This window comes from Mesoterricola sp. MK458, from assembly GCF_055384935.1.
This window is the reverse complement of sequence record NZ_AP045075.1, coordinates 551648-572526: the sequence shown is the minus strand read 5'-3', so window position 1 is coordinate 572526 and position 20879 is coordinate 551648. Positions and strand designations below refer to the sequence as shown.

General features: G+C 68.9%; 19 protein-coding genes, 1 tRNA gene and 1 pseudogene. 9 read left to right on the top strand and 12 right to left on the bottom strand.

Going from position 1 to position 20879, the window contains the following annotated elements:
* Positions 1–51 precede the first annotated feature (51 nt).
* Together ACZ5LB_RS02480 and ACZ5LB_RS02475 are read left to right on the top strand one after the other, a co-directional pair.
* Positions 52–1269, top strand: a complete 1218-nt coding sequence (locus tag ACZ5LB_RS02480; RefSeq protein WP_464604581.1) for a 6-phosphofructokinase — start codon at positions 52–54, stop codon at positions 1267–1269.
* 11 nt (positions 1270–1280) lie between these two features.
* On the top strand, positions 1281–1922 hold the full coding sequence (locus ACZ5LB_RS02475) for a nitroreductase family protein (protein WP_464604580.1): 642 nt from the start codon (positions 1281–1283) through the stop codon (positions 1920–1922).
* On the opposite strand, the gene ACZ5LB_RS02470 is transcribed toward ACZ5LB_RS02475, so the two are convergent.
* The gene (locus tag ACZ5LB_RS02470; RefSeq protein ID WP_464604579.1) at positions 1923–3443 is read right to left on the bottom strand and encodes a Fic family protein; all 1521 of its coding nucleotides are present in this window, start codon (positions 3441–3443) and stop codon (positions 1923–1925) included.
* 217 nt (positions 3444–3660) lie between these two features.
* Between ACZ5LB_RS02470 and ACZ5LB_RS02465 the strand changes: the two genes are divergently transcribed.
* Complete coding sequence (locus tag ACZ5LB_RS02465) at positions 3661–4206, top strand: GNAT family N-acetyltransferase (protein ID WP_464604578.1); 546 nt, start codon at positions 3661–3663, stop codon at positions 4204–4206.
* Here the strand turns inward: ACZ5LB_RS02465 and ACZ5LB_RS02460 are convergent.
* The 4 genes from ACZ5LB_RS02460 to ACZ5LB_RS02445 all read right to left on the bottom strand — a co-directional run bounded on the left by ACZ5LB_RS02460 (position 4181) and on the right by ACZ5LB_RS02445 (position 9233).
* On the bottom strand, positions 4181–5551 hold the full coding sequence (locus tag ACZ5LB_RS02460; protein ID WP_464604577.1) for a tryptophanase: 1371 nt from the start codon (positions 5549–5551) through the stop codon (positions 4181–4183). The two genes, ACZ5LB_RS02465 and ACZ5LB_RS02460, sit on opposite strands and share 26 nt — an antisense overlap.
* A 125-nt stretch (positions 5552–5676) precedes the next feature.
* A complete protein-coding gene (locus ACZ5LB_RS02455; protein WP_464604576.1) occupies positions 5677–7815 on the bottom strand; it encodes an acetate--CoA ligase family protein in 2139 nt (712 codons plus the stop codon).
* A 52-nt stretch (positions 7816–7867) separates the two neighbouring features.
* Positions 7868–8761, bottom strand: coding sequence for a polysaccharide deacetylase family protein (locus tag ACZ5LB_RS02450; protein WP_464604575.1), 894 nt, complete (start codon positions 8759–8761; stop codon positions 7868–7870).
* A gap of 10 nt (positions 8762–8771) precedes the next feature.
* Positions 8772–9233: an HNH endonuclease gene (locus tag ACZ5LB_RS02445; RefSeq protein ID WP_464604574.1), complete on the bottom strand. Its 462-nt coding sequence runs from the start codon at positions 9231–9233 to the stop codon at positions 8772–8774.
* Between the two features lie 204 nt (positions 9234–9437).
* Here ACZ5LB_RS02445 and pssA point away from each other — a divergent pair, with 204 nt between their 5' ends.
* Entirely contained in the window at positions 9438–10841 is a 1404-nt protein-coding gene (gene pssA / locus ACZ5LB_RS02440) for a CDP-diacylglycerol--serine O-phosphatidyltransferase (RefSeq protein ID WP_464604573.1), read from the top strand.
* 19 nt (positions 10842–10860) lie between these two features.
* On the opposite strand, the gene tsaE is transcribed toward pssA, so the two are convergent.
* Entirely contained in the window at positions 10861–11289 is a 429-nt protein-coding gene (tsaE, locus tag ACZ5LB_RS02435) for a tRNA (adenosine(37)-N6)-threonylcarbamoyltransferase complex ATPase subunit type 1 TsaE (RefSeq protein WP_464604572.1), read from the bottom strand.
* Positions 11282–12697 carry an NAD(P)H-hydrate dehydratase gene (locus tag ACZ5LB_RS02430; RefSeq protein ID WP_464604571.1) on the bottom strand — a complete coding sequence of 472 codons (1416 nt, stop codon included), beginning with the start codon at positions 12695–12697 and terminating at the stop codon, positions 11282–11284. Before ACZ5LB_RS02430 ends, tsaE begins: the two co-directional genes overlap by 8 nt.
* A 51-nt stretch (positions 12698–12748) precedes the next feature.
* On the opposite strand from ACZ5LB_RS02430, the gene ACZ5LB_RS02425 reads away from it, so the two are divergent.
* Both ACZ5LB_RS02425 and ACZ5LB_RS02420 read left to right on the top strand, forming a co-directional pair.
* Positions 12749–13318: a peptidylprolyl isomerase gene (locus tag ACZ5LB_RS02425; protein WP_464604570.1), complete on the top strand. Its 570-nt coding sequence runs from the start codon at positions 12749–12751 to the stop codon at positions 13316–13318.
* A 76-nt stretch (positions 13319–13394) separates the two neighbouring features.
* The gene (locus ACZ5LB_RS02420) at positions 13395–13790 is read left to right on the top strand and encodes a cobalamin B12-binding domain-containing protein (RefSeq protein WP_464604569.1); all 396 of its coding nucleotides are present in this window, start codon (positions 13395–13397) and stop codon (positions 13788–13790) included.
* A 1-nt stretch (position 13791) separates the two neighbouring features.
* Here the strand turns inward: ACZ5LB_RS02420 and ACZ5LB_RS02415 are convergent, their stop codons facing one another.
* From ACZ5LB_RS02415 to lexA, 3 genes and pseudogenes are all read right to left on the bottom strand, one after another.
* Entirely contained in the window at positions 13792–14373 is a 582-nt protein-coding gene (locus tag ACZ5LB_RS02415; protein WP_464604568.1) for a LolA family protein, read from the bottom strand.
* A 550-nt stretch (positions 14374–14923) separates the two neighbouring features.
* A pseudogene (locus tag ACZ5LB_RS02410) lies at positions 14924–15499 on the bottom strand (GTP-binding protein); the annotation flags it as partial.
* A 131-nt stretch (positions 15500–15630) separates the two neighbouring features.
* Positions 15631–16281 (bottom strand): transcriptional repressor LexA, encoded by a 651-nt coding sequence (gene lexA / locus ACZ5LB_RS02405; RefSeq protein ID WP_464606364.1) that lies wholly within the window; start codon positions 16279–16281, stop codon positions 15631–15633.
* Between the two features lie 204 nt (positions 16282–16485).
* On the opposite strand from lexA, the gene ACZ5LB_RS02400 reads away from it, so the two are divergent.
* Together ACZ5LB_RS02400 and ACZ5LB_RS02395 are read left to right on the top strand one after the other, a co-directional pair.
* Positions 16486–18306: a 2-oxoacid:acceptor oxidoreductase subunit alpha gene (locus ACZ5LB_RS02400; protein ID WP_464604567.1), complete on the top strand. Its 1821-nt coding sequence runs from the start codon at positions 16486–16488 to the stop codon at positions 18304–18306.
* A gap of 11 nt (positions 18307–18317) precedes the next feature.
* Positions 18318–19349, top strand: coding sequence for a 2-oxoacid:ferredoxin oxidoreductase subunit beta (locus ACZ5LB_RS02395; protein ID WP_464604566.1), 1032 nt, complete (start codon positions 18318–18320; stop codon positions 19347–19349).
* Between the two features lie 3 nt (positions 19350–19352).
* Here ACZ5LB_RS02395 and ACZ5LB_RS02390 read toward each other — a convergent pair whose 3' ends face one another.
* On the bottom strand, positions 19353–19838 hold the full coding sequence (locus tag ACZ5LB_RS02390; protein ID WP_464604565.1) for a hypothetical protein: 486 nt from the start codon (positions 19836–19838) through the stop codon (positions 19353–19355).
* 123 nt (positions 19839–19961) lie between these two features.
* Here ACZ5LB_RS02390 and ACZ5LB_RS02385 point away from each other — a divergent pair.
* Positions 19962–20037: transfer RNA gene (locus ACZ5LB_RS02385), tRNA-Ala, on the top strand.
* 253 nt (positions 20038–20290) lie between these two features.
* Here ACZ5LB_RS02385 and ACZ5LB_RS02380 read toward each other — a convergent pair.
* Positions 20291–20854, bottom strand: a complete 564-nt coding sequence (locus tag ACZ5LB_RS02380) for a hypothetical protein (protein WP_464604564.1) — start codon at positions 20852–20854, stop codon at positions 20291–20293.
* Positions 20855–20879 lie beyond the last annotated feature (25 nt).

The window sequence follows — 20879 nt, the reverse complement described above, 5'->3', positions numbered from 1 at the left end:
CTAAACTTCCTTAAATCATTTGCCAGTTTGCAATTACCGGGAGGATGGCCCATGCGTCAACTCAAAGGCAAGGCTGTGGTCGCCCAGGGCGGCGGTCCCACCGCCGTCATCAACCAGAGCCTCGTGGGCCTGGTGATCGAAGCCCGGAAATGGCGCTACATCACCAACGTCTACGGCGCGCGGTTCGGCGTGAGCGGCATCATCAACGAGGACTTCCTCGACCTCTCCCAGACCACCACCCACAACCTCGAGATGGTCGCCGCCAGCCCCTCCTCGGCGCTGGGCTCCACCCGGGTCAAGCCCGACGAGGCCTACTGCGCGCGCATGGTGGAGGTGTTCCAGAAGCACGGGGTGCGGTACTTCTTCTACATCGGCGGCAACGATTCCGCGGAGACCTGCCGCATCGTGGCCTCGTACGCCAAGCTGGTGAACTACGACCTGCGGGTGATCCACATCCCCAAGACCATCGACAACGACCTGGCGGTGACCGACCACTGCCCGGGCTTCGGCTCCGCGGCGCGCTTCGTGACCTCGGCCTTCGCGTGCCTGGACCTGGACAACTTCGCCATTCCGGGCGTCTTCCTGGGCGTGGTCATGGGGCGCCACGCGGGCTGGCTCACGGCGAGCTCGGTCATGGCCCGGCGCGACCCCAAGGACGGCCCGCACCTCATCTACGTGCCCGAGCGGGTCTTCGACACGGACCGCTTCCTGGACGACGTGGAGCGGGTCCATTCCGCCAACGGGCGCTGCGTCGTGGCGCTCTCCGAAGGGATCGTGGGCGCCGACGGGAGGCCCGTGCTCACGCACCTGCAGCCCGAATCCGAATTCGACGCCTTCGGCAACGTCCAGCTTTCCGGCCGCGGCACCCTGGGCGACGCGCTCTCGGACGCCATCAAGCAGCGCCTGGGCATCAAGCGGGTGCGGTGCGACACCTTCGGCTACCTGCAGCGGTCCTTCCTGGGCGTGATCTCGGATTCCGACTCCAGCGAGGCCCGGGACGTGGGGGAGACCGCCGTGCACTTCGCCTTCAACCGCCAGGTGAACGGATCCGTGGCCATCCGCCGCACCGGCGACTATTCGGTGGACTACTTCCTGACCCCCCTGGAGACCGTGGCGGCCCACACCAAGCTGCTTCCGCCCGAGTATCTCAAGGGCGACAGCGACATCGACGAGTCCTTCCGCGACTATGCCCGGCCCCTCATCGGCACCATCCCGCACTTCGACCGGATCATCGCGCCGCGGGTGGACCCAGCCGCCGCCGAAGCCTGAAGGAGTCCCCCATGATTCGCCTCTCCCTCGCCCTGTGCGCCGCCCTCTTCGCCGGCGCCCAGGAACCCCTGAGCCTCCCGGCCGTCCCGGCCGAAGGCCCCTCCCTCGCCTCCGCCCTCAAGGCCCGCGCGACGGTGCGGCTCCTGGCCGGTCCCGCGCCCACCCTCGCCCAGACAGGCCAGCTCCTGTGGGCCGCCCAGGGCGAGAACCGCCCCGGAAAGCGCACCGTCCCCTCCGCCAGGGCGAAGTACCCGCTGGAACTCTACGTCCTCACCGCCGGAGGACCCGGAATCAAGGCGGGCTTATACCACTACCTCCCCGCGGGCCACAGGCTGGCCAGGCTGGGCGACGCCGTCCCGGAGGTCCTGGGCCGCATCAAGGGCATGCAGCCGTGGATCAAGGACGCCCCCGCGGTCTTCGTGGTGGCCGGCGATCCCACCCGCATCGAGAAGTCCGGCACGGGCCCCGCCCTGGCCTTCACCTACTACGAGGCCGGCTCAGCGGCCCAGGGCCTGCTCCTGCAGGCCGCGGCCCTGGGGCTGGGGGCCGGCACCGCCGCGGGCGTGGACCTGGTGGCCGTGGGAGCCGAGCTCAAGCTGCCCGCGGGAATCCAGACCCTCATGCTCCTGCCCGTGGGCCATCCCAGGAAGTGATCAGTCCCCCGAATCCCAGGTCCGCCCGGCAGCGGCCTGGATCCCGGCTTCGATGCGTCCGATCTCCTCGTCGGTCAATTCCGCGAACAGGGCGCGCTTGGCCTTGGAAAGCCGTCCCTGGTTCTGGTGGATGAGGCGGATGAGCAGGGAAGCCCGCTGGCCGGGCATATCCACCACCTCCCGCGCCGCGGCTGCGGCCCTGTCGAAAAACACCAGGAACTCCAGTTCCTGCTTCAGGTCCCTGCGGATCGTCCCGGCCACGCAGTCGAACAGGAACTCCGCCTGGGCCGTGGCGTCGAAGTAGCGGTAGAGGTCGGCGGTGGCGTTCTCCACCGCCAGGCTCTGGTCGGGGCCCATCGTATACCGGATGAAGGGAGCGATGGCCGCGGAGAAGCATTCGAGGGACCTGTCGTAGGCGGCCCTGTCCCGGAGCATCGCCGCCGACACGGGAAACACCATCCCGCTGGGCGAAAAGCCCATGGCCGAGAGGACCTTGTGCACCAGGAACCGGTGGATGCGCCCGTTGCCGTCCTGGAACGGGTGGATGAAGACGAAACCGTAGGCGAGGAGGCTCGCGGCGCAGACGGGATGCACCGTGCTGGAGGGCCCCAGGAGGCGCCCGGCCATCCGCATCCATCCTTCCATCAGGGACGGAACATCCCCGGGCCGCGGGCAGACGAAATGGACCAGCTGCGAATAGTCCGGCAGGGTCTCACCCACATAGACCTGCTCCTTCCGCCAATCGGACTGCGCATACCTGGGATCGACGATCGCGTTCTGAAGGCTGGTGAAGGACGCCTTGTCACCCGGGTCGAACGCATCCGCCCGCATGAGCGCCGAAACGAAGCGGCCTGCGCGCTCTGAGCTGGGGTGCTCCCCTTCGATTTCGAAGGAGGACCGCGTCTCCTTGGTGAACAGGTAGTGGACCGCCCGTTTCAGCACAGCAGGATCCAGATCCGCGAGGAGGGACCTGGCCTGCCCGGCCAGATCCTGGGATAGGGCTTCGCCGAGCTTGTCGCTCCGGCGGATCAAAGGACAGAAGTCCCGGTTGCCCAGCAGGTTGTCGAAGACCCGCTGGCGTCTGATCCGCACAGGCGGACCGGCGACATGGAGGTCCGGGTTCAGGAGCTCGACATAAGGTCCCGAGGTCAGGTCGTCCACAGCCAGCTTCCGTCCCTCCAGAAGCTCATAGAGATACCAGGCCCGCCGGGCGAAGATGCCGTTGGGTTCCCCCTGGATCCAGCGCTCGAGGTCCTGCCTGTCGATCCTCCGGAACGCAGCCTTGTAGACACCCAGGTCGACCGGCTCATAGCGGAGCGCGAAACGCAGGTGTCCCAGGACGCCCGTGCCCGGGTCGTAGGCCCGGGGATAGGACTCCAGGACACCAGCCTCCGTCACCCGCGTCTTCCTGGGCCCGCCGACCAGGAGGGAGCGCACCGCGGGCCTCGGCACCTCGAGGCCGAGGAGGTCGATGATGGCGTGAAGCCCAACGGGGGTTTCGCCCTTCCTGCCACCGGACATCGAAAGCCTCCACGGACAATATAATCGTTCCAAAATTAAACCAAAGCAATCTTTTTATCCCAGAAGCCCAAAATGCCATCCAGAAACGTCCCATTTGAACTCAAATCATCCCAGGTATCGGATGGTTACCCATTTCCGACACAACTACAAACCTTCCTGGATCGGCCCATGGAACGCCCCGCGCGCTACCGGCACTTCTCCTGTTCAGGAGCCCGCCATGATCCTCACCACCCCCCGCCTCGTCCTGCGCCCCTGGCGCGAGGAGGACTTCGAACCCTTCGCGGAACTCAACGCCGACGCCGAGGTGATGCGGCATTTCCCGGCGCCCTACACGCGCGAGGCGACCCGGGAGGTCATGGAACGGAGCCGGGCCCACTTGGCGAACCACGGGTGGGGGTGTTGGGCCGTGGAGCGCCCCGGGACGGATCCGTTCATCGGCTTCATCGGCCTGGGCGTGCCCGCCTTTGAGGCTCCCTTCACGCCCTGCGTGGAGATCGCCTGGCGCCTGGCGAAGGCCCACTGGGGCCTGGGCCTGGCCCCCGAGGGGGCCCGGGCGGTCCTGGACCACGCCTTCGGCCCGCTGGGCCTGGAGGAGGTGGTGGCCATCACGGCCGTGGGCAACGCCCCCTCCCGCCGGGTCATGGAGAAGCTGGGGATGACCCGGGACCCCGCGGATGATTTCCACCATCCCAAGGTCGCCCCGGACCATCCCCTCGCCGCGTGCGTGCTCTACCGCATCAGGCCCAGGTCATTTCCGCCGTGAAGTGGCGCAGATACTTGGTCTGCTTGGCGATGCGCACGCCGCGCACCTGGTGGGCCTTGGCCTTGAGCTCGCAGATCACTTCGGCGGCGAAGTCGAAGTGGCTCTGGGTGTAGACCCGGCGGGGGAAGGCCAGGCGCACCAGTTCCATGGGGCCGTAGTGCTCCACGCCGTCGTCGTCCCGGCGTCCGAACATCACCGAGCCGATCTCCACGCCCCGGATGCCGCCTTCCAGGTAGAGGGCGTTGGCCAGGGACCAGGCCGGATAGTCCTGGGGGCCCAGGTGGGGGAGGAACGTCTTGGCGTCGATGTAGACGGCGTGGCCGCCGGTGGGCTCCACGATGCCCACGCCGCCGGCCAGGAGCTTCTCGCCCATGTATTCGGCCGTGCGCAGGCGGTAGCGCAGGTAGTCCTCGTGCAGGACCTCCTCGAGGCCCACGGCCAGGGCCTCCAGGTCGCGCCCGGCCAGGCCCCCGTAGGTGGGGAAGCCCTCGGTGAGGATGAGGTTGGCGCGGGCGGCCTCCACCCAGCGCTCGTCCTTGAGGGCGATGAAGCCGCCGATGTTGACCATGCCGTCCTTCTTGGCGCTCATGGTGCAGCCGTCGGCGAGGCGGAACATCTCCTGGGCGATGCTCTCGATGGTGCGGTCCTGCATGCCCTCTTCGCGCAGCTTGATGAACATGGCGTTCTCGGCGAAGCGGCACACATCCAGGATCAGGGGCTTGCCGTAGCGCTTGAGGAGCTCGCTGTAGGCGCGGATGTTGGCCATGGACACGGGCTGGCCGCCGCCGGAGTTGTTGGTGATCGTGATCATGCCGAAGGGCACGCGATCCCCCTTGGCCTTGAGGAGGTCCTCCACCTTGCCCAGGTCGATGTTGCCCTTGAAGGGGTGGATGGTGCGGGGCTGGGTGCCCTCGGGGATCACCAGGTCCACGGCCTCGACGCCGTCGAACTCGAGGTTGGCCCGGGTCGTGTCGAAGTGGGTGTTGTTGGGGACGATGTCACCCTTCTTCGTGGCCACCCCGAAGAAGATGCGCTCGGCGGCGCGGCCCTGGTGGGTGGGGATGATGTGGGGGTAGCCGGTGAGCTTCTGCAGCACGTCCTGCAGCCGGAAGAAGCTGCGCGCCCCGGCGTAGCTCTCGTCGCCCTCCATGATGGCGCCCCACTGGCGGGCGCTCATGGCGCCGGTGCCGGAGTCGGTGAGGAAGTCGAGGATGACGTCCTCGGCGCGGAGCTTGAAGACGTTGAGCTTGGCGTCGGCCAGCAGCCCCTCGCGCTCGGCGCGGGTGGTCATGCGGATGGGTTCGACGCTCTTGATGCGGAAGGGTTCGATCATGGTCTTGGGCATGGGTACCTCGAAGGGTGGGTTCGTGGAGGAAATGGTTACGCCGACGGCTGGAGCGACCTATCCTCGCACGAAGAGCGGGCTTCGTGCTCCGCCCTCCGCTTCTTGTTCCGGCACCCTGGAATCATTCATGCCTCCGCGAGGATCCGGAGGCCCTGGAGGGCCTTCTCCATGGTGAGGAAGACCGGGAGGCCCGCCTTCATGAGGGCTTGGCGGTAGGGCTCGTAGAGGGTCCCGCCCTCCACGGCCAGGCCCACGCGCTTGCCGGACGCCCGGGCAATGTCGGCCAGGGAGGCGGCGAAGGCGTCCATGGCGGCCCCGTCCGTGGTGTCCAGGCGGCGGGTGAAGGGCACCAGGCCGATCACGACCGTATCGGCCGCGGACGACGCCACCAGGCGCGTCGCGGCCAGGTAGGCCTCGCCGTCGGCCATGGGCGTGACGTCCAGGGGCAGCCTGGGGTTCACCAGCTCGGTGAGCTTGTGCGTTTCCAGCAGGGCCCGGAGGGCCTCCACCTCGGCGGGCGCCAGCACATGGCCGGTGACCGGGCCTTCCAGGAGGTCGGCGCTCACCACGCTCTCGTAGCCCGCGTTGCTGATCACCGCCACCCGCGCGGGCTTGCCCGTGGGGAAGGCCGACACCCAGGAAAGCGCCGCGTCGAAGACGCCCATGCTCTCGCACACGATGACGCCGGCGCGCTTGAGGAGGGCCTTCTGCAGCTCCCAGTCGCCGGCCAGGGCCCCGGTGTGGCTGCTGGCGGCCTTCTGGCCTTCGCCGCTGCGTCCGCCCTTGTAGAGCACCACCCACTTGCCCTGGGCGATCACCTCGCGGGCCGCCTTGGCCGTGGCCAGGAGGTCGCCGGGCTGGAAGCCCTCCACGTAGGCGGCCACCACGCGGGTCTGGGCGTCCCCGCCCAGGGCCGCGATGAAGTCCGAGAGGCGCACGTCGATCTGGTTGCCGATGGAGACGCCGTAGCGCAGCGGCAGGGAGGGCGCCGACGACAGGCGCGAGATGAGGAAGGCGCCGCTCTGGCTCACCAGGGACAGGGCGCCGCCCCGGGCCTCCACGGGCAGCTTCTCCTGGGGGATGAACAGGGTGTTCACCCTGCCGTCGCTGCTGAGGAAGCCCAGGCCGTTGGGGCCCACCAGGGCCGGCGTCCACAGGCCCTGGGCCCGGCGCCGGGCCAGGAGGTCCACCAGGAAGGCGCCGCGCCCTTCGGTGTCCGCGCCGTCCCCCACGCCGCCGGGGACCAGGTACACCACCTGGGCGCCCCCGCCCTGCGCGCAGAGCTGCTCGATGGCGGCCACGGTCTGGGCCGCGGGAAGACAGAGGATGAGCATGTCCACGGGGCGCGCGGCCAGGTCCTCCACGCCGCCCAGGCAGGGCAGGCCGTCGATCTCGGCCGTCCCGGGCTTGATGGGGATGATGGCGGCGCGGTCCAGGGTGGAGGTGAGGAGGTTGTCCAGGATCATGCGGCCCGGGGTGCCGGGCCGGGCGGAAATGCCGGCCAGGGCGATGGTGCGGGGCTTGACCAGCAGGTCCAGGAGCCGGGACGGGGGCAGGCCCTTGGGGGGCTCCGGGGCGGGCTCGCCCAGGCTGCCCACGCCGTCCAGCGCCACGGGCCGGCCCCCGGGGTCCAGCACCACCGGGTTCATCTCGAGCAGTTCGGCCTTGCGGCTGTCCAGGAGGTCCGCCAGGGTCCACAGTCCGCGCAGGTAGGCCAGCACCGCGGCCTCGGTGGTCAGGGGCTTGCCCTGGCGCAGGGTGCCCAGCCAGACGCGGCCCAGGTAGTGGGCCTTGAAGTCGGCCAGGGCCTGCTCGGGGGTGACCAGGGCCAGGGGCCACAGGCAGGGCTTGATCTCCTCGCCCCAGGCGTTGGTGTGGAGCCCGCCGATGCCCAGCACCACGGTCCACCCGGCCTCCGGGGTCCTGCGCAGGGCCACCAGGGCCTCCGTGGGCAGGCCCTGCACCTTGCGGAAATCGACCATCTCCACGACCAGCATGCCCACCCAGGGCCCGCCCGCGGTCTTCTCCATGTCCTGGGCGTGGGCCCAAACCGCCTCGGCGTCGAAGGCCTCGAAGCGCACCAGGCCCACGTCGGACTTGTGCCAGACGTCCTGGGCCACACCCTTGAGCACGACCTTCTCCCCGGCCTTGAAGGGCAGCGCGTCCACGTCGGCGCGGGTGCGCACCAGGCCCCGGCGCAGGCCGGGCAGGCCGGCCAGTTCCAGCAGATCGTAGGCTTCCAGCTCGTGGATGAAAGTGCTCATGGGGTCTCCGGGCAGCAATCCGGATTATCCATGGCCCGGCAAGTGCAGGGGGTCACTTGCCCCCGAAGCTCACCCATCCCGCCCGCCCCGGGATCTCGATGCGGGTCAGTTCGCGCGCCGGCGGATTGGCGGCCTTGAGCTCAGGCACCCAGTCCGCGTGGGTGCGCGCCCGCACCTCCCGGTCCCGGAGGCCCTGCAGGAAGGCCGCGAAGGTGTCCGCCAGGGCCCCGCCCTCCACTTCGGTGTGGAGCGCGTAGACGTTGAGCGCGTCCTCGCGGATGAGGGACCAGACCTTCTCGTTCACCTGGGAGGCCGTCATGCCGTCCAGGCCCAGGTACTCGTCCAGGGTGGGCAGCGTGGTGGGCACCTGGAGGGTGGCGAGGGTGCGGCCCTTCACCACGGGATAGAAGGGCGACAGGCCCCGGCAGTCCCCCGCGTAGTCCAGGGCGTACCGCTCCTGGATCTCCAGCGTGGTGTCGTTGCAGCGCCAGGCGGGGCTCACGGCTCCCCGGGCAGCCTCGCCGAACACCTCCTGGAACGCGGCGTGGGCATCCTGGAACCAGGCTTCCAGCCAGGGCCGGGGCTTGCGGTCGAGGAGGTCGTGGTACTGCACGTGGTCCCACCCGTGGATGGCCACCTCGTGACCCGCCTCCCGGGCGCTTCGCATCTGCGCGGCGGCGCGCTTCCAGATGACGGGGGCGGGGAGCAGGACCCCGTACATCATGGTCTTGAAACCGTAGAGCTTCGCCCCTCCGGTGCGGCGCATCTTCTCCAGGAAGCCCTTGCGGAAGATGCGGCGCAGGGCCTTCCCGGAGTTGTCGGGGCCGAAGCTGAAGTAGAAGCTGGCCTGCATCTGCTGCCTGTCCAGCATGCGCAGGAGGGCCGGTATGCCCTTCAGCGAGCCCTCGAGGGTGTCCACGTCCACGCGCAGCGATATCGTCTTCATGCCAACGATTCTACGCCGCCGAGCCGTCTTTGAGGATCTCTTCGAAGCGCCGGAACAGGTGCGCCCGGGGCCCCTCGGGCACCTTCTTCAGGCGCATGCCGGCCTGGTCCGGGGTCCTGCCGCCCTTGAACTGGTTGCAGAGAAGGCAGCAGGCCACCAGGTTCTGCCAGGTGGAACGGCCCCCCTGGCACAGCGGCACGATGTGGTCGATGGTGTCGGCGCGGTTGTGGCAGCCCTCGTACTGGCAGGTGTAGTGGTCCCGCCGCATCACCCGGCGGTCCAGGCGCCCCATGAGGAGCTTGCTTTCGGAGCACGCCTTCGCATGGGGGAAGATGATGAGGTAGATGGCGCCGAACGGGTCCGCGGAGCGGTCCAGGTTGGCGGGGTTGAGCACCTGGGCACGGCCCGCGGCCACGGCGCGGATGGCCTTCCTGCGGCCGACCTCCATCATGGGGACGTAGTTGCTGTCCACGGCGATAATGGTGTTTGTAGGCGCTTTAGGATGCAAGCTTGCCCCCGTTTCCCCTCGATTTGTTCCTGGTCGTCTCCTGAACGTTGAACCCGATGGCCCCGGTTACCCGGGAAGGCATGTGTATGCCCCAGTCTATCCAGAAGGCCGCGGCCGGGAAACGCCTGACTTCCTCCGGCGGGGCCGCCGGGGCGGTATGCTTCCGGGATGGGGATCTTCCAGTTCATCTACCGCACCCGCCTTTCCCGCACCCTGCGCCTGATCCGCGTCGGGAAGCCCCCCACGGCCGACCCCCGCGGCATGCCGGCCATCCCGGTCCCCGCGGACCGGGTCCGGTGCCTGATGGAGCCCGCTGAGCTGCGGGCCGCCCTCCTGGAGGGCATCGCCTCGGCCCGTCGGCTCATCTACATCACGGCCCTGTACCTCCAGGACGACGAGGCCGGGCGCGGGATCATGGACGCGCTCCACGCCGCCGCCCGGGCCCGGCCCGGCCTGGAGATCCGCGTCCTGGTGGACTGGCACCGGGCCCAGCGGGGCCTCATCGGCAAGGCCCGGAGCCGGGGCAACGCCGCAATGTACGAGGCGTACGCGGCCCGGGAGGGGTCCAAGGTGCAGGTCCTGGGGGTGCCGGTGCAGACCCGGGAGGTCTTCGGCGTCCTGCATCTCAAGGGCTTCATCCTGGACGACACTGTGATCTACACCGGGGCCAGCCTCAACGACGTGTACCTGCACGCCGCCGGGCGCTACCGCCTGGACCGCTACCATGTGCTGGAGAGCCCCGCCCTGGCGGACTGCATGGTGGACTACCTGCGCCGGACCCTGGTGGCCAGCGCCGCGGTGACCTCCCTGGCCCAGGCGCAGCCGCCCGCCACCCGCAGCCTGCGCGGCGCCATCCAGGCCTTCCGCAGGAACCTGCGGGGCGCCCGCTACGCCTTCACCCCGGCCCGGCGCGGCCCCGGGGAGGTGGGCGTCACGCCCCTGGCGGGCTTCGGACGCTCGCGCAACCCCCTCAACGACACCCTCATGGCCCTGGTCCAGGGCACCGAGCGCAGCCTGACCCTCTACACGCCCTACTTCAACCTGCCCCGGCCCCTGGCCCACGCCGTCTCCACCCTGCTGGACCAGGGCCGGGAGGTCACCATCATTGTGGGCGACAAGACCGCCAACGACTTCTACATTCCGCCCGGGGAACCCTTCCGTTTCATCGGCCTGGTGCCCTACCTCTACGAGGCCAACCTGCGCCGTTTCGCCCGCAAGCACCGGCGGGCCCTGGAGACCGGGCGCCTGGCCATCCACCTCTGGCGCCACGACGACCATACTTTCCACGCCAAGGGCCTGGACATCGACGGCCGCATCGCCGTCCTCACCGGCAACAACCTGAATCCCCGGGCCTGGAGCCTGGACCTGGAGAACGGCCTGGTCATCCGGGATCCGCAGGGCCTGCTGGAACCCATGTTCACCCGGGAACGGGAGGCCATCCTGGCGCGCACCACCCGCATCCGCACCAGCCTCGACCTGGAGCCCCTGGCCAGCTATCCGGCGCCGGTGCGCAAGGCCCTGAAACGCCTGAACCGCATCCAACTGGACCGGTTGGCCAACCGCCTCCTCTGAACCCCGCGGGCCCCCGCGTTCACGGCGAGGGGGGCAGGCTCCAGGTGGCCGTGCGCTCCTCCCCTTCCCCCTCCAGCTCCAGTTCGGCCACCCAGTCGGTGGGCCACGGGCCCGGGCCGCCGGCCCATTCCACCACCAGGTAGTCCGCCGGGGCCACGGTCTCCTCCAGCCCAAGCGTCCAGGCGCCCGCCTCCCCCAGCCGGTACAGGTCCAGGTGATGGATCTTGGCCGCGGGGCAGGAATAGCGGTGGAGCACGGCGTAGGTGGGCGAGGCCACCTGGTCGGGGTCGCCCCCCAGGCCCGCCACGAACCCGCGGGTCCAGGTGGTCTTGCCGGCGCCCAGGGGGCCCCGCAGGAGCCAGGTGCCGCCCGGGGGCGTGAGCCGGGCCAGTTCGGCGCCCAGGGCCTCCGTGGCCCCTTCCTCCCGCAGGAGGCGTGTCTCAGGCATGGTCTTCCTCCGAATGGATGGTCCTCAGCAGGCCGGCCAGGGCCGGTCCCAGGTCGCGGATTAGGATGGGCCCCGGCCCCAGGCGGTCCGCGGCGGCGCCGTGGAGCCAAACCGCCTCCGCCGCGGCCTGGCGGAGGGTGCGGCCGGCGGGGTTCCGCACCCAGGCCGCGGCGGCCGCGGCCACCATGCCGGCCAGGAAGTCCCCGGAACCGCCCGTGGCGAGGCCGGGATGGCCCGTGGGGTTCACCCACACCTGGTCCAGGCCGCCGCCGGCCAAGAGGGTCTGGGCACCCTTGAGGACGAGGACCCCCGGCCCCGTGGCCACCGCCCGGGCCCGGTCCGCCCGGCCGGCCCCGCCGGCGCCGAAGAGCCGCTGGAATTCCCCGGGGTGGGGCGTGATGACGGTGTCGGCGCGGTCCATCCAGCGCGGGCCCTCCCCGGTCCGGAGGGCCGAGGCGTCCACCACCAGGGGGCCATCCCAGGCGGGCACCTCCGTGACGCCGCCGGGCCCCGCCAGCAGCACGTCGACGCTTTCGGGCACGGTGCCGTCCCAGGCCCTCACCATGGCTTCCGGCACCTGGCCGGCCACCTCGGCGCGCACGGCCGCGTCCGTGAGCACGGTCACCAGGCCCGCCCCCATGCGCAGGGCGCCCAGGGCCGCCAGCACCGCTGCGCCCGACATGCCCGGGGAACCGGCGCGGATGGCCACGTGGCCGAAGTCCCGCTTGTGGCCGTCCCAGGGCGCGGGACGGGGCCGGGGGCGCTCCAGGAGGCCCAGGGCGGCCCCGGGGGCGCCGTCCAGGGGGATGGGGACGAGGGTGATCTCCCCGCAGAAATCCCGGGCGGGGCGCAGGCCGTGGCAGACCTTCAGGTGACCGAAGGCCGCGGTGCGGGCGGCGCGCACGACGGGGCCGGAGGGCTCCGGCGAATCCGGGTCCAGGCCCGAGGGCAGGTCCAGGGCCAGCACCCGGGCCCCTTCCAGGGCCTCCACCCAGGCGCGGGCAGGCCCCTCCAGGGGCAGGCGGGTGCCCAGGCCGAAGAGCCCGTCCACCACCCAGCCCCGGAAGGTCGCGGCGGCCTCCCGGGGCTCGGCGGCGTGGCGGAAGGTCCCGCCCAGGCCGGTCCAGAGCCGGGCCTGCAGCGCCGCGTCGCCCTTCCAGGCGGGCTCGGGGCCCAGGGTCCACACCTCCACCTCCCGGCCGCGGAGGCGCGCCAGGCGCGCCAGGGCCAGGGCGTCGCCGCCGTTGTTGCCGGGGCCGGCCAGCACGTGGAGGGGACCCTGCGCGGGCAGCAGGGCCAGGGCGCCCAGGGCGGCATGCTCCTGGAGCACCAGGGAGGGCACGCCCCAGCCCTGGATGGCCCTGTGTTCCAGGGCCCTCATTTCCTGGGCGGTGAGAAGCGGGATCATGCGGGTCTCCAGGATGAGCTAGGATAGATCCACAATCCCATGGAGACCAGTGTGCGAAAAGTCCTGACCGTCCTCTTCCTGGCCCTTCCCCTCCTCGCGGCCAAGCCCAAGGTGGAGATCACCACCACCGCCGGCGCCTTCACCGTGGAGCTGGAATCCGACGCCACGCCCGTCACCGTGGCCAATTTCATGAACTACGTGAAGAAGGGCTTCTACCCCGGCACCATCTTCCACCGGGTGAAGAAGTCCGCCCCGGCCATCATCCAGGGCGGCGGCCACACCCCCGACCTGGCCAAGAAGGCCACCGACGGCCCCATCAAGTGCGAGGCCGACGTGGCCAAGGCCAAGGGTCTCAGCAACGTGCGCGGCACCATCGCCATGGCCCGGGAGAGCCTGCCCGACAGCGCCAAGGCCCAGTTCTACATCAACGTGAAGGACAACAAGGCCCTCGACTTCAAGGCCCGCAACCTCGCCGACTTCGGCTACTGCGTGTTCGGCAAGGTCATCAAGGGCATGAACGTGGTGGACAAGATCGCCGCGGGAAAGACGTCCACGAAGAAGGGCATGGCGGACGTCCCCGTGAGCCCCGTGACCATCACGGCGGTCAAGGAAGTGAAGTAATCCGTCACAAGTGCGCACCCGCCGGCCCCCCGGGACCCGGCGGTGCACTATAATCCAGGCATTCGTTGGAGTTGAAATGCCTTCTTCCCCCATTCGCGTGATCATCGCCAAACCCGGACTCGACGGGCATGACCGCGGGGCCAAGGTGGTCGCCCGGGCCCTGCGGGATGCCGGCATGGAGGTGATCTACACGGGCCTGCGCCAGACCCCCGCCCAGATCGTGGCCGCGGTGGAGCAGGAGGACGCGCGGGTCCTGGGCATGAGCATCCTCAGCGGCGCCCACAACCAGATCTTCCCCGAGGTGATGCGCCTCCTGAAGGAGAAGGGCATCGACGACGTGCTGGTGTTCGCGGGCGGGATCATCCCCGACGAGGACATCCCTGCGCTGAAGGCCGTGGGCATCCGCGCCATCTTCCAGCCCGGGACGAACACCGACGACGTTGTGGCGTTCATCCACAAGGAACTCGCCTGAACTAGATCCAGCGGGTCCCGGCGGGGGCCTTGAACGTGAAGGTGGCCGCGTCGAAGGGCGCGGGCACGTGGGGCGACAGGAACTCCAGCACCTGCCGGGCCCCCGTGGGGTCCACCCAGCTGATGCGCAGGGGCATGCCCCCCTTCCCTTCCAGGGTGACCTTGGGCAGGCCGGGCTTGCGCGGCTCCAGGGTGAACGTCTCGCCGGAGCCGGCCTTGACCGTGAAGACCTGGTCCAGGGCTGCGGGATCCAGCAGGACCCACAGCAGGGGCGCGTCCTTGGATGCGCTGCGAAGGTCCACCTTCTGCGCGGTGCGGGCCTCGGGGTCGTACTGGATGAGCTTGCGGCCGTCGGCCACCAGGAGGAGGCCCTTCTGGTATTCCACCCGCAACCGCCCGCCCTTGGCCAGGCGGAGGACGCCGGTGCGCTTGAGCTTGCCGAACACGGCGCTGTCGGATTCCTGGACGAAACCCGCCTGCATGCGGGGGGCGCCGGTGAAGGCCTTCCACCAGGCCGGAGGTTCCGCCGCGGCCAGGGCCCGGGCCCCCAGGAGGGCGATGGCGAAAAGCCTCATGTGCCGCATGTCAGGACCTCTTGATTTCCACGGAGACGACTCCGGAGGCGCCCCAGGCCGGCGCCGCGCGGTGCAGCACCGCCGAGCCCACGTCGGCCCCGTTCTGGCGCACCGTCACCACCACCTCCAGGTCGCCGTCCATGGCGAAGGGGGAGAGGGTCAGGTGCAGGTCCGCGTGGGGCCGGGCGTGGGGCACCCGGGGCAGGGCCACGGCCATGGGGGCGACGGGGGCGGAAGCCCGGTGCGCCACCGGGGCCGGCGGCGGCTTCAGGTGCACCCGGGGCACCGCCGGCGCGCCCTTGCCCACGGCGGGCGAGACCTTCACATGGAGAGGGGCCATCACCTGGACGGGCGCGGGCTGCGCCGGCCCCGAGCCGCCGGAGGTTTCCGCCTCGCCCAGCAGGTCGCGGCTCTGGGGAAGGTCCAGGGTGCTGAGGGCCTCCGCGGGGGTGGCCGTGTCCCGGAACTCGTCCGGCATGGAGAACTCGGAGGTGTGCAGGGGCTTGGGGGCCGGTTCCGGGGGGGCCTTGGCCCCCGCGGCCTCCACCATGTGGAGGGCCTTGATGTTGGCCAGGGCGAGCTTCGTGATGCCCCGCAGCGTTTCGAAGACGCCCGTGCCGTCGGCCGCGATGGACTGGAAGCTGGTTCTGCCGCCGGGGTTCAGCTCCCGCTCCAGGACGTCCACGGGGATGATGTTCTTCAGGTCCCGCTTGTTCCACTGGAAGACCAGGGGGATGTCCTTGAGGTCGAGGCCCAGTTCACGCAGGTTGTCCCGCAGGTTCTGGAAGCTCTCCTTGTTGGCGTCGAGCATGGCGGTCTGGCTGTCGGCCACGAACACGACGCCGTCCACGCCCTTGAGCACCAGCTTGCGGGTGGAGTTGTAGAAGACCTGTCCGGGCACGGTGTAGAGCTGCAGCTTGCTCTTGAACCCGCCCACCATGCCCACGTCCATGGGCAGCAGGTCGAAGAAGAGGGTGCGGTCCGTCTCGGTGTTCAGGGACACCATCTCGCCCCGGGCCTTCTGCGAGGTACGGCCGTAAATGGTGTTGAGATTGGTCGTTTTCCCGCACAGGCCGGGCCCGTAGTACACAATCTTCGTCGTCATTTGACGCGTGGCGTGGTTGAAAAACACCATTTCCTGGGACTCCGGGCTCCAGGTGAGTGTAACGAGAACCCTTCCCCGCCTTCAACGTTTCTGGAAAATAACCGTCAACGCCCGCCCTCCGGCCATCCATGGCCGGAGGGCGGGCGTTGGCCGCGGGGGTTTCAGCAGCTGCGCATCACGCCCACCAGCACGCCCTGGATGGCGATGCGGTCCGGCGCGAAGCACTTGGGCGAAAGGTCGGGGTTGTGGGGAATGAGCCAGACGCCCTGGGGATCCTTGCGGAACTCCTTCAGGGTCGCCTCCTCGCCGTCGATGAGCGCCACCACGCGGTCGCCGTTCCGGTAGTCCCCGCGGCGCTGGAGCACCACCAGGTCCCCGTCCAGGATGGAGTCCTCCACCATGGAATCCCCGCGCACCCGCAGGACGAACAGCTCCTGCCGGTCCCGGTGGATGCAGTTGGGGACCTCGAGGGGAATGGCCCGGGACTCGGGAAGAAGCGGCTGGCCGGCGGCAACGTCGCCGCAGAACGGCACGGACCGGGCCCGCTTCCCGTCCTCGTGGCCCCAGTCGCCGCTGGCCGGTTCCCGCGGGGCGGCCGCCGGCTCCTGGGCGAGGACGATGTTGTTGCCCTTCCCGTGACTGCGGTCCAGGAAGCCCTTGTCCATCAGGTGCTGGACGTGTTTATGAATGGTGCTTACAGCACTGGAACCGACACCCTCGGCGATTTCCTTGAGGGTGGGGCTCCGCTCTTCGGTTTCGAGAAACTTCCGAATGAACTGGAGCACCGCAAGTTGGCGTTTTGTAAGGTCCATTGGCTTCATAACCCATAAGATAGACGAAACGCCAACCCCCGTCAATCCCTTTTTTTTCGCCTCGATGTTCAAAAAAATTTCCATGCCCCCTTCAATCTAATCCGACCAATCTGGTAGTATTTGCAAAGGCGCCTCCCTGAAAATACCCAGGCGGGCGCCATCGTTCGGGCGTCACACTACCGAATCCCTTGGGGAGGTCGAACCATGCTCACGCAACCCGCCACCATGGAAGCCGTCGACGGGGGAACCCTCGTCAACGATTTTTCGATCGAGGTGGCCACCGTAAATGGTTCCGGCTCCCAGACCGCGAACATCGTGCTCATGCGCACGATCTTCCAGATGGGCGTCCCCGTTTCCGGGAAGAACCTGTTCCCCTCGAACATCTCCGGCCTGCCCACCTGGTTCCAGATCCGGGCCAACCACCGGGGCTACAAGGCCCGCAAGGCCGGCATCGACCTGATGATCTGCATGAATCCCGAGACGGCCAAGGATGACGTGGCCAAGGTTCGCCCCGGCACGCTGCTCATCTACGACGAGCCGCTCAAGCTGGATGCCCTGCGGAACGACCTCGCCTTCTGCGCCGTGCCCTTCCAGAAGCTGGTGGCCGCCGCCTGCCCGGAGCCCAAGCTGCACAAGCTGGTGAAGAACATGATCTACGTGGGCGTCGCCGCGCAGATGCTGGGCCTGGACATGGACGAGGTGAAGGCCGCCATCGCCAAGCAGCTGGACGGCAAGCAGAAGGCCATCGACCTGAACCAGGGTGCCGTGCAGGCGGGCCATGACTGGGCCGCCGCCGAGGCGCCGCGCCAGACCCGCCTGAAGATCGTGCGGGACGACAAGACCAAGGGGCAGATCATCGTCGACGGCAACACGGCCTGCGCCCTGGGCGCCATGTTCGCCGGCGTCACGGTGGTGGCCTGGTACCCCATCACCCCCAGCTCGTCGGCCATCGAAAGCCTCATCGACTACGCCAAGGTCTACCGGAAGGACCCCGTCACCGGCAAGCTCAACGTCGCCATCGTGCAGATGGAGGACGAGATCGCCTCCGCCGGCGTGGTGGTGGGGGCGGGCTGGGCCGGGGCGCGGGCCATGACGGCCACCTCGGGCCCGGGCATCTCCCTCATGAGCGAATTCATCGGCCTGGGCTACTTCGCGGAATGCCCCGGCGTCTTCCTGGACGTCACGCGAATGGGCCCCTCCACGGGCCTGCCCACGCGCACCAGCCAGGGCGACGTGGAACTCTGCGCCAAGTGCAGCCACGGCGACACCCTCCACATCTGCCTCTACCCCGGCACCATGGAGGAGTGCTTCCAGTTCACCTACCAGGCCTTCGACCTGGCCGAGCGCTACCAGACGCCGGTGTTCGTGGTCTCCGACCTGGACCTGGGCATGCAGAACTGGGCCTCCCAGCCCTTCGCCTACCCCGAGGGCGCCTTCGACCGGGGCAAGGTCCTGGACGAGGCGCAGCTCAAGGACATCCAGGACTGGGGCCGCTACAAGGACGTGGACGGCGACGGCGTCTGCCTGCGCACCCTCCCCGGCACCCCCGGCGGCAAGGGGGCGTACTTCGCCCGCGGCACCGGCCACAACCCCTACGCCCTCTACTCCGAGAAGCCCGAGGAGTTCCTGGCCACGGTGGACCGCCTCAAGAAGAAGTTCATGACGGCCCGGGCCTCCGTGCCGGAGCCGCTGCTCACCGGACCCGGCGTCCAGCGCGGCATCCTCGCCTACGGGTCCAGCGACCCCGCCGTGGCCGAGGCGCGGGACCTGCTCACGGAGGTGCACGCCAAGGACTCCGACTACCTGCGGGTGCGGGCGCTGCCCTTCACCGACGCGGTGGAGGCCTTCATCGCCTCCCATGACGTCGTCTACGTCGTGGAGCAGAACCGGGACGGGCAGATGACGAACCTGCTGCGGGAGTTCTTCCCCCAGCACGCCACGCGGATGAAGAAGGTCCTCCACTACGACTCGACCGCCATCACCGCCCAGACCATCGTCGACCAGATCAACGCCTTCGAGAACTGAGGGACCCACCCATGACCACCGCCACCGTCCCCACCAACAAGATCGGCCTCACCAAGCAGGACTACGTGGGCGCCAAGTCGACGCTCTGTCCCGGCTGCGGCCACGACGCCATCACCTCGCAGATCATCCAGGCCGCCTGGGAGATGAACCTCGAGCCCCACCGGGTCGCCAAGCTCAGCGGCATCGGCTGCTCCAGCAAGACCCCCACCTACTTCATGAGCCAGGCCTGGGGCTTCAACTCCGTCCACGGCCGCGCCGCCGCGGTGTGCACCGGCGCCGCCCTGGCCAACCGCAGCCTCATCAACATCCTCGCCAGCGGCGACGGCGATTCCATGTCCATCGGCATGGGCCAGCTGGTGCACATGATCCGGCGCAACGTGCCGGTGGTGTACATCCTGGAGGACAACGGCGTCTACGGGCTCACCAAGGGCCAGTTCAGCGCCACCGCGGACGTGGGTTCCACCCTCAAGCACGGCGACGTGAACGAGATCACCCCCATCGACCCCTGCACCCTGGCCATGGAGCTGGGCTGCGGCTTCGTGGCGCGCAGCTTCAGCGGGAACCCCAAGCAGCTGGGCACCATCCTCAAGGCCGCCCTGGCCTTCGAAGGCACCGCCCTCATCGACGTCATCAGCCCCTGCGTGACCTTCAACAACCACGACAGCTCCACCAAGTCCTACAAGAACGCCAAGGACCACGAGATGCCGCTCCAGGAGCTGGGGTTCGTGCCCTACTACGACGCCGAGGAGGTGGAGATCGAGCCAGGCGCCGCCATGGAAGTGGGCCTTCCCGACGGGTCCCGCCTCACCTTCCGGGCCATCGACAAGGACTTCGACCCCACGGACCGCTACGCCGCCATGAAGGCCGTGCACGAGGCCCACGACCGGGGCGAGTTCCTCACGGGGATCCTGCACATCTCCACCGGCAAGCCCATCCTCCACGACTTCACCCACACCGTGGACGACGTGCTGGCCACCCTCCCCCAGGCCAGCGTCAAGCCCGGGCCCGAGGTGCTGGCCGAGTGCATGCGCGAGCTGATGTAGGCCTCAGCGCCGCCGGGGCGCCGCGCTGATGGTCAGCGTGGACCGCCCTCCCACGCCGATGTGGATGCCGTCCCGGGCCAGCTCGGGATCCTCCACATGCCGGAGGCCGTTGTAGTACACCGACGGCACCGAAGGCGGCCGCACGTCCGAGGCGGTCATGCCCATGAATTCGCCCAGCTGCTGGGCGTTGGTGGTGCTCATGGAGCCCAGGGTGAAGGCCTGCATGAGGGAGGGCGCCAGGTCCAGGCGGAACAGCCGCAGGCGCTCCTCCAGCGTGTCGCCCCACACCTCGACCCGCGCCGCGCCCGCCAGGCGAGGCTGCCGGAGCCCCTTCACGCCCGCCACCCGCTGCGCCCTGGGCGTGGGCATCTCCAGATACCAGGGCGTCAGCCGGATCTCCTGGTACTTCCGGGGCCCCTCCGCCGCCACCCGGAAAATTCCGCCGGCAACCACCAGAAAGATCAGGAACTTGACGATTGATTTACCCATGCCCCAAGTGTCCGTTCCCGGACGACCGGGGGCAAGCCCAACCTTTCCCTTTCCAAGAACCCCCTGCCCCCCGCAGGCGCCCCCATTGACGAACCGGTCGCCCCCGGTAGAATGGAACCTCCTGGGGCTGTAGCTCAGCTGGGAGAGCGCCTCGTTCGCAATGAGGAGGTCGACAGTTCGATCCTGTTCAGCTCCACCAAACTAAACCCTCTAAGCTAATAGCTTAGAGGGTTTTTCGTCTCGCCAGACCGCGCTGGATTCCCGAATATGTCCAGCCCGCTTCAGGGCCTGAACGATGAGGGCTTCTCCCTCCTTCGGGAATCGGCAATAGCTCCTGGGGTCAATCACCATGAGGGCCGAGTCTCCCGAGGCAGGCATCTGATGGCGCTTTAGCGCCAGGGCAAAATAGCGCCAAAAAATGGTCCCAGCAGTTAGCGCGGGTGTAGTCTCCGTCAGGGACCGGGGTGGACGATTACCCCAAAAGATCCTGTGTCAGAATCTGCCAAACCAGTCACGCCCCTCCCCTCCCTTTTCTGAGGTGATCCATCAGAAGGTTTTCCATCTTGTTCCTCATTCTTTTGTCCTGCCTGGGCCTGAACGCCCAGCCAGCGGCCCTCCAGAGTTTGCCCCAGGAAGCCGAGGTCTGGCGGGTCGATCTGGAATACCTTGGAAAGGAACTTCCCAAACGCCATCCAGATCTGTTCTTCTCTTGCCCCGAGGCCCAGTGGCGCAAGGATCTCGCCGATCTGCAAGGGCAGATCGATGGCCTCACGAACGCCCAGCGGGGCTTTCGCACCTGGGCACTTGTCCGGTCGATCGGCGACGGCCACACCAACATTCCCGACCTTGAAGCGAGCCTCTACCAGCGCCGCTGGCCCATTCGCATGCGCCTTTTCCAGGGCCGTCTCCACGTGATCGAGGCTAGGGAGGATTTCGGGGAACTGCTTGGAGCGGGCATCATCGGCATCGATGGCCTGGACCTCCCGACGCTCCTGGCGCGGATGAGGACGATCCACGCACAGGAAACGGAATCAGCCTTCC

Excerpts from the sequence above, each read along its gene's own strand:
- ACZ5LB_RS02395 (WP_464604566.1), top strand. The coding sequence starts at position 18,318 with ATGACCACCGCCACCGTCCCCACCAACAAGATCGGCCTCACCAAGCAG.
- ACZ5LB_RS02460 (WP_464604577.1), bottom strand. The coding sequence starts at position 5,551 with ATGCCCAAGACCATGATCGAACCCTTCCGCATCAAGAGCGTCGAACCC.
- ACZ5LB_RS02390 (WP_464604565.1), bottom strand. The coding sequence starts at position 19,838 with ATGGGTAAATCAATCGTCAAGTTCCTGATCTTTCTGGTGGTTGCCGGC.
- ACZ5LB_RS02480 (WP_464604581.1), top strand. The coding sequence starts at position 52 with ATGCGTCAACTCAAAGGCAAGGCTGTGGTCGCCCAGGGCGGCGGTCCC.
- ACZ5LB_RS02470 (WP_464604579.1), bottom strand. The coding sequence starts at position 3,443 with ATGTCCGGTGGCAGGAAGGGCGAAACCCCCGTTGGGCTTCACGCCATC.
- ACZ5LB_RS02400 (WP_464604567.1), top strand. The coding sequence starts at position 16,486 with ATGCTCACGCAACCCGCCACCATGGAAGCCGTCGACGGGGGAACCCTC.
- ACZ5LB_RS02430 (WP_464604571.1), bottom strand. The coding sequence starts at position 12,697 with ATGATCCCGCTTCTCACCGCCCAGGAAATGAGGGCCCTGGAACACAGG.
- ACZ5LB_RS02465 (WP_464604578.1), top strand. The coding sequence starts at position 3,661 with ATGATCCTCACCACCCCCCGCCTCGTCCTGCGCCCCTGGCGCGAGGAG.
- ACZ5LB_RS02415 (WP_464604568.1), bottom strand. The coding sequence starts at position 14,373 with ATGCGGCACATGAGGCTTTTCGCCATCGCCCTCCTGGGGGCCCGGGCC.
- lexA (WP_464606364.1), bottom strand. The coding sequence starts at position 16,281 with ATGGACCTTACAAAACGCCAACTTGCGGTGCTCCAGTTCATTCGGAAG.
- ACZ5LB_RS02455 (WP_464604576.1), bottom strand. The coding sequence starts at position 7,815 with ATGAGCACTTTCATCCACGAGCTGGAAGCCTACGATCTGCTGGAACTG.
- ACZ5LB_RS02450 (WP_464604575.1), bottom strand. The coding sequence starts at position 8,761 with ATGAAGACGATATCGCTGCGCGTGGACGTGGACACCCTCGAGGGCTCG.
- ACZ5LB_RS02420 (WP_464604569.1), top strand. The coding sequence starts at position 13,395 with ATGCCTTCTTCCCCCATTCGCGTGATCATCGCCAAACCCGGACTCGAC.
- tsaE (WP_464604572.1), bottom strand. The coding sequence starts at position 11,289 with ATGCCTGAGACACGCCTCCTGCGGGAGGAAGGGGCCACGGAGGCCCTG.
- pssA (WP_464604573.1), top strand. The coding sequence starts at position 9,438 with ATGGGGATCTTCCAGTTCATCTACCGCACCCGCCTTTCCCGCACCCTG.
- ACZ5LB_RS02475 (WP_464604580.1), top strand. The coding sequence starts at position 1,281 with ATGATTCGCCTCTCCCTCGCCCTGTGCGCCGCCCTCTTCGCCGGCGCC.